The organism is Lutimaribacter marinistellae, from assembly GCF_042648365.1.
Lineage (GTDB): Bacteria > Pseudomonadota > Alphaproteobacteria > Rhodobacterales > Rhodobacteraceae > Lutimaribacter_A > Lutimaribacter_A marinistellae.
The window spans coordinates 1-4,406 of the sequence record NZ_JBHRXI010000022.1 but is presented as its reverse complement, the minus strand read 5'-3'; the positions used below and the strand labels follow the sequence as shown (position 1 = coordinate 4,406).

Annotated in this window: 5 protein-coding genes; 3 read left to right on the top strand and 2 right to left on the bottom strand. The window is 57.2% G+C overall.

The annotated features are described in order from the left end of the window. Together ACFORG_RS18640 and ACFORG_RS18635 are read left to right on the top strand one after the other, a co-directional pair. Positions 1–249 (top strand): hypothetical protein (locus tag ACFORG_RS18640; protein WP_386737060.1); only part of this gene is annotated, 249 nt, incomplete at its 5' end. A 301-nt stretch (positions 250–550) separates the two neighbouring features. After that, positions 551–1,180, top strand: coding sequence for an MSMEG_1061 family FMN-dependent PPOX-type flavoprotein (locus ACFORG_RS18635; RefSeq protein WP_386737059.1), 630 nt, complete (start codon positions 551–553; stop codon positions 1,178–1,180). Between the two features lie 504 nt (positions 1,181–1,684). Here the strand turns inward: ACFORG_RS18635 and ACFORG_RS18630 are convergent. Together ACFORG_RS18630 and ACFORG_RS18625 are read right to left on the bottom strand one after the other, a co-directional pair. Beyond that, a complete protein-coding gene (locus tag ACFORG_RS18630; protein ID WP_386737058.1) occupies positions 1,685–2,845 on the bottom strand; it encodes a tetratricopeptide repeat protein in 1,161 nt (386 codons plus the stop codon). 1 nt (position 2,846) lies between these two features. After that, the gene (locus ACFORG_RS18625) at positions 2,847–3,065 is read right to left on the bottom strand and encodes a WG repeat-containing protein (RefSeq protein ID WP_386737061.1); all 219 of its coding nucleotides are present in this window, start codon (positions 3,063–3,065) and stop codon (positions 2,847–2,849) included. A 354-nt stretch (positions 3,066–3,419) separates the two neighbouring features. Between ACFORG_RS18625 and ACFORG_RS18620 the strand changes: the two genes are divergently transcribed. Further along, positions 3,420–3,932 (top strand): DUF3299 domain-containing protein, encoded by a 513-nt coding sequence (locus tag ACFORG_RS18620; RefSeq protein WP_386737057.1) that lies wholly within the window; start codon positions 3,420–3,422, stop codon positions 3,930–3,932. The last annotated feature ends 474 nt before the right edge of the window (positions 3,933–4,406 follow it).

Below are 4,406 nucleotides of genomic sequence, written 5' to 3'. Positions count from 1 at the left end.
GCTCGTGCGTTCCGGTGGAAGCGGATGCTGGAGTCGGGCGAATACGCCACCATCGCCGAACTGGCCGAGCGCGAGGGGATGGCACCCTCCTACATAACGCGCGTTTTGCGCCTGACTCTGCTCGCGCCCGACATCGTCGAGGCGATCCTTGACGGGAAGCAGGGGCCGGACGTGACGCTGGCGAAGATGCTTGAACCGTTTTCGTTGGCGTGGACGGCACAGCCGGACCACTTCGGCCAGATTGGCTAAAGCGGCCGTTCGTGCAAACTGCGGTGACCGACCGGAACGAGCCCATCGCGTCACTTGCTGCGCTCCGTTCGAACTGGTGCAATGCGCGATATGCGGACATAGCCTGTAATGACGCGGGGCGACTAAGATCGTTCCCTGGGAGCCGCCCTGCCGCATCGCAGCTTCACCGAACCGGCCGTCGGCGCACTGCGCAGCATGATAGGCTGGGCGACCGACGGCACTGCCGACAAAACCGCCGTTGCAGTTGCGTGGTTTCCCTCCCGCTTGTAGCTTCGAGAGCATTCAATTCAGGGAACACAACATGTTGCAGGTCGATGAAGAAATCACGGACATAAAACGGCTTCGAGAACTGCTCCCCGAGTACAAGGGTTCTAACACTGACCTAAAGGTTACTGATCGAATAAATGCTGTTGCGAAGAAATTTATTTCCTGCGCGCCGTTCGTGATTGCCGCGACCAAGGCATCACAAGGATTGATTGATGTATCGCCCAAGGGCGATCCGGCCGGTTTTGTCGAAGTGTTTGACGATAAGACGCTCATTATTCCAGATCGGCTTGGCAATCATCGCGTTGACGGTTTTGTGAACCTTTTGACCGACCCAAATGTTGGTCTCATCTTTGTGGTGCCTGGTCACGGCGATACCCTTCGCGTTGCCGGCGAAGCACGCATTGTGAAAGATCGGAAGATTAGCGAACGCCTGTCCATAAACGACAAGCAGCCTTTGCTTGCTATGGTCGTGGATGTCGAAGAAGTCTTCATGCACTGTTCGAAGTCGTTTATTCGCTCGCGGCTTTGGCATCCTGACCATTGGCCATCACGAGGTACGGCACCCACGCTTGCTGAATGGGTCGTCGGCACAGTTGATCGGGAGCAGACAGTCGAAGACGTTCAGGTCATCCATACGGATGACGAAGAGAACCGGCTTTACTAAAAATTGTTTGGACCGCTTCGGGCTCCCTGCTGCCATCCGACTAATTTTGTCAGGAATCGTAGTCGCGTCTCACGCTGAACGACCGGGCCGCGGACAAACCGGGCCTTGGAATTTCGAACTTCGCTGACCCTGCATCCTTTCGCACACGTCGCATCGAATTCGCGCGGCACTGCAGCGGAATTCCCGTTTCTGGTAAATCATGCGAAGAATTTTGGCCGGAATCCAAACCGACCCTTAACCGCCATCATCCACACCCACTTGACCCGGAAGGGTATCCCGGTTCTGTCTGTGCACGACAGCTACCTTGTGGATTGTCAGCAAGTTGGGGAACTCAGGCAGGTCACGGCGAATGCCCCGGAGGAGGAGGTGGGGAGGCCCCTTCGGATGGAACGCCGCCATCTCGGTGCTGACGTTTCATCGCGGACTGAGTGTCGGTTTGCCGCTGCCAGCCAACTCCTGGGATACCGGCTCCAGATTAGCGACCATCCCAACAAGGGTTAAGGATCAAAACCAAATACTCAGAGTTCGACCGCTGCATTCCCAGTAGCTTTCGCCGAGGGGAGAGTATTCGTCGCTGCCACCAAGGAGCGCCGCGAAGAAATAGTCTTCACGTTCCTCGGCTACGATCAGAGCGAGATACATAGAAGCCGCCTGAAAGGACTGGCTCTTAAGGCTGTCGAGGCACGTCTGGTGACTGGCAAGGGTAGCGACACGCCCTGGTTCCTCCTGTTCCCGCGTTCGTGCCATCTCGGCGAAGAGAGCCTGCTTTCCACCTTCGGAGACTTCCAATGCCGCCCTTTGGCTGATCGACGGTTCCAGGCCCTGTGCCGCCGCCAGCCAGAAGAAAGGAAGTGCCTGATCTGTATCTCTGCGCACACCAAGGATTCCCCAGGTGAAGAACATTCCCATGAAGTGAAGCGCTTCCGGATCCCTGCGCATTGCCGCTTTGCGCATGTACATGACAGCAAGTTCGTCACTTTGTTCTTCGACGGCAAATCCCACGGCGTACAGTTCGCCAAGCCTGACCATTGCTTTGAGATGCCCGCCATCCGCGGCCTTGCTGTACCAACGCACGGCCTCTTGCAGGTCCGTTTCCTTGCCGAGCCCGTTTTCGTATGCAAACGCCAGGACATACCGGGCTCTGGCATCGCCCTGCTGCGCCAGTATCTCGAGTGTGCTCAGGGCTGCGGTGTAGTTCCCGTCGAAAAACGAGTCGATCACCTTCTGTTTTGTGCTTTCGTCCAGGTCGATAGGGGCTTCGGATTTCTCGCCTCGCCAAGTGCCCGAGCACCCGTTGATCGCGTGGTAGTCACCGCGCCATCGACCATCGGCATACGCTCCGGAGAAATCGCCAACGTCCTTTCCCTGTATCAAGAAACTGCCGGTCACCTGGTTCCCGTTTAGCTTTGCCTTTCCGTAAGTGATTTCCTGACCGTCCGAGTTGGTGATGACCCCCCTGACAGTCAGCGAGGGCAAGACCTCAAAGGTTCCGGAGCCATCCAGGCAAACCGCGCCATTGGCTCCCTGTTCAGTTTCGTGGGTGTACTCTACCGCATATCTGCCGATCAGTTCGGATTGCTCGGCTGAGGTGTCATAACCCGTCAATCCGACCCAGAATGTTACACAAAGCCCGAAGGCTTTCCTCGATGGGAACGATCCAAGCATCTCACACCCTGAACGTTGATTTTCGCCAACCATCGACATTGACGGCGGATGCGCCGCTCCTGAAACCCGATGCGAAATCGAACTCCGCCAGGATCACTTCGTTCCTGTCGGAGTCGATGAACCCCCATTTGCCGTTGCCGGAACATTGCTGCTCGCAGCTAGCCTCAGGTTCGGGCCTCCGGTGGTACGAAGGTCGGTGGCCAAGCCTTGTCGCCGACAAGCGCCAGATAAGCGGAACGCCTCGCCAGACCTGCAATTCCGCCCTGGCGCAGCAGTTGAAAGTTTGGTTTACAAGCAAATTCTTGCTCCCTTTGCATCGAGTTTTGCGGCACGAAGGGGGGACCCCGCGTTGATTTTGATCAAGGTGGGAAACTGGTTGGAGGCAACCAACGCCGAACGAGAATTGATCGGCAACTATGGGCGCTGAGTTGCCTTGCGGCGATGCAGCAGCGCTAGCCTGACACGAGCGCCGGCAGCGGCCATTCGCAGGATGCAGATTCTCCCCCGACTTCAGTAAGCCGGCCGGGCAACCGGACCTGCCTTCACAAAGAGCGGACGGAATGACGGTTACAACATGACAGACGACAGCCTTCCGACCCGGCGAACTCTACTATACGCTGGCGTCGTCACAATTCTCGTGCCACGGATTGCCCGCGCGAACGTCCTCGACATCCTTTGGGAAGACCTGATTCCCGCTGGCGTGCCCTATGCCCAGATCATCGGAAAGGGCGACATGGATGTCGTGGCCGATACATGGGCACCAATCTTCGACGAGAACGCCACCAAACTGAATCTCGAACTGGATGGCGCTCTGGTCCGGCTGCCGGGATATCTCCTGCCACTAGAATTGACAGCAGCCGGCGTAACCAGCTTCGTCCTCGTTCCCTATGTCGGAGCCTGCATCCATGTCCCGCCCCCGCCACCGAACCAGCTTGTCTTTGTAGAAGCACAGAAGCCATGGCCGAACGGGTCGCTTTGGGAGCCCATCCTGGTGACAGGACGGCTGACGGCGCAGATGCAATCCACCGCAGTCGCCGAAATCGGCCACAGCCTGAGCGCGACAGATATTGAAAGGTTCCGCTGGTAGCCCCTCCCGGAATGGCGAATGAACTCCGGCAAACGGCCAGATCATTTTCGACGGCAATATCCCGCGGCCCGATTATTCAGACGTGTCATAGCGAACGACTGAATAGTTGAACGTTCGATTTCTGTTCCATCTCGACGAGTACCACCAGCGTCGAAGTGTTTGGCCCGTTGCTCCGCAAAGGCATGGTTTTTCAGCACCTTGCAAGCTATTCACCAAATCGGCGCAGTCATGAGGTCTGGAGAATACGGCCCTTGAGAGAACTATTTTGGCTGTCTTGCGCAGGGGCCAGTGCTCGCCCCGTCCCGTATAACCCTCGAAAACAACGGAAAAATCCGGCCGCAGCCGGAGCGGGAGAACGCTTTCGCGGGGGCAAGTGGCGGAGCGGGCAGGACCGGGGTCGAACGTTCTCCGGTCGCTAAGTTATTGATAAATTTTGCCCAACTGATCTTTGGAACGATCAATCGTTCCAGTCGC